Origin of the sequence: Kineococcus indalonis, assembly GCF_009906395.1 — a bacterium.
Taxonomy (GTDB): domain Bacteria; phylum Actinomycetota; class Actinomycetes; order Actinomycetales; family Kineococcaceae; genus Kineococcus; species Kineococcus indalonis.
The window spans coordinates 1-1,697 of the sequence record NZ_JAAALM010000688.1; the positions used below are offsets into that span (position 1 = coordinate 1).

Sequence of the window (1,697 nt, forward strand, 5' to 3'; positions counted from 1 at the left end):
CATGAGCCGGGTGAACACCTTCGACCAGTGCCCGGAGTGCAGCACGATCAGGCCCATGCCGGCCAGGACGTGCCGCTGCACGCGCTCGGCGACCTCGTCGGAGACCTCGCCGTGGGCGGCGTGCCCCAGCCCATGATCATCGACGAGGACGAGATGTACGGGGAGTTCTTCGACATCCCCGCCCCCGACGAGCTGGTGTTCATCTCCTCCTTCTCCGGCGGGGAGGTGTTCCGCTCCGGCTGCACCTTCAAGCGCGGCCACGGCAAGGTCTTCTACTTCCGCCCCGGCGACCAGGAGTACCCGACGTACTTCCACGCCGGGGTGCGCAAGGTGATCTCCAACGCCGTCGAGTGGGCCGTGACCGTGCGCCCCGAGCGCACCGCGCCGGTGCTGCTGCGCTACGACACCGAGGACTTCTACAACGGCCACGGCTACCAGGGCGCCCTGAAGCCGGAGGCGGCCGAGGCGCAGGCGGGTGGGGCCCAGGAGGCCGAGCTGCAGGGGGCCGAGCTGCAGGGGGCCGAGCAGTGAGCGCGCCGCTGCGCGTCGTGCTCGTCGGCGCCGGCGGCATGGGCAGGGCGTGGCTGCGCACCGTCCTGGACGACGACGACGTCGAGCTGGCCGGCGTGGTCGACCTCGACCTGGACGTCGCCGCCGCGGCCGTCGCCGACGCCGGCGTGCCCGGCACCCCCCTGGGCCGCGACGCCGTCGAGCTGGCGCTGGCCACCGGCGCGCACGCCGTCGTCAACGTCACGGTGCCGCGCGCGCACCACCCGGTGACCACCGCCGCGCTGTTCGCCGGGCTGCCGGTGCTGGGGGAGAAGCCCGTCGCCGAGGACGTCGCGCAGGCGCTGTCCCTGGTGGCGGCCGCGGAGGTCACCGGCGAGCTGTTCGTCGTCAGCCAGTCCCGCCGCTACAACGCCCACCTGCACGCCTTCCGGGAGCAGGCGCGCGTCCTGGGCGACCTGGGGGTGCTGACCACCGAGTTCTTCAAGGCGCCGCGCTTCGGCGGCTTCCGCGAGGAGATGGCCCACCCGCTGCTGCTGGACATGGCGATCCACCCCTTCGACTCCGCGCGCTTCGTGCTGGGCGCGGAGCCGGTGTCCGTGTACTGCGAGGAGTTCAACCCCTCGTGGAGCTGGTACGCCGGCGACGCCGCGGCCACCGCGGTCTTCGAGATGACCGGCGGGATCCGCTACGTCTACACCGGCAGCTGGTGCTCCCCGGGGCAGGAGACGTCCTGGAACGGCTCCTGGCGGCTGTCAGGCTCGGCGGGCACCGCCCGCTGGGACGGCGAGGAGGCCCCGGTGCTGGAGACCTCCGCCGCGGCGCGGCCGGCCCCCTCGGCCGACCCCGGCCGGGAGATCGCCGGCTCGCTGCGCGCCTTCACCCGCGCGCTGCGCGAGGGCGCCGCCCCGACGGGGGAGGTGCACGAGAACGTCCTGAGCCTGGCGATGGTGGAGGCCGCGGTCGCCTCCGCCGCCTCGGGCGCGCGGGTGCTCGTGGACGACGTGCTCGAGCGCGCCCACCAGCGGGCGCTGGCGCAGGAGCGGCGCGAGGACGTGCGGGCGGTGCTGGCGTCGTGGACGTCGGTGCGCGGCGCCCTGGCCGCCGGGTCCGCCAGCCAGCCCGTCGCCTGAGGGCCCGGCCCGCGCCCCCCGGGGTGCGGGCCGGGGCGGCGCGGGCGGGCCCGCACC

1 protein-coding gene and 2 pseudogenes are annotated in these 1,697 nt (G+C 75.4%); 2 read left to right on the forward strand and 1 reads right to left on the reverse strand.

The genetic code is table 11. The annotated features are described in order from the left end of the window. Positions 1-126: pseudogene (locus GTR00_RS26520) on the reverse strand (ThuA domain-containing protein); the annotation flags it as partial. On the opposite strand from GTR00_RS26520, the pseudogene GTR00_RS20295 reads away from it, so the two are divergent. After that, positions 118-531: pseudogene (locus GTR00_RS20295) on the forward strand (ThuA domain-containing protein); the annotation flags it as partial. The pseudogenes GTR00_RS26520 and GTR00_RS20295 overlap by 9 nt on opposite strands. A 38-nt stretch (positions 532-569) precedes the next feature. Next, positions 570-1,640 carry a Gfo/Idh/MocA family protein gene (locus GTR00_RS20300; protein WP_166613341.1) on the forward strand — a complete coding sequence of 357 codons (1,071 nt, stop codon included), beginning with the start codon at positions 570-572 and terminating at the stop codon, positions 1,638-1,640. The last annotated feature ends 57 nt before the right edge of the window (positions 1,641-1,697 follow it).

Bases quoted from the DNA above. Each gene is read 5' to 3' on its own strand.
- GTR00_RS20300 (WP_166613341.1), top strand. From the start codon at position 570: ATGGGCAGGGCGTGGCTGCGCACCGTCCTGGACGACGACGACGTCGAG.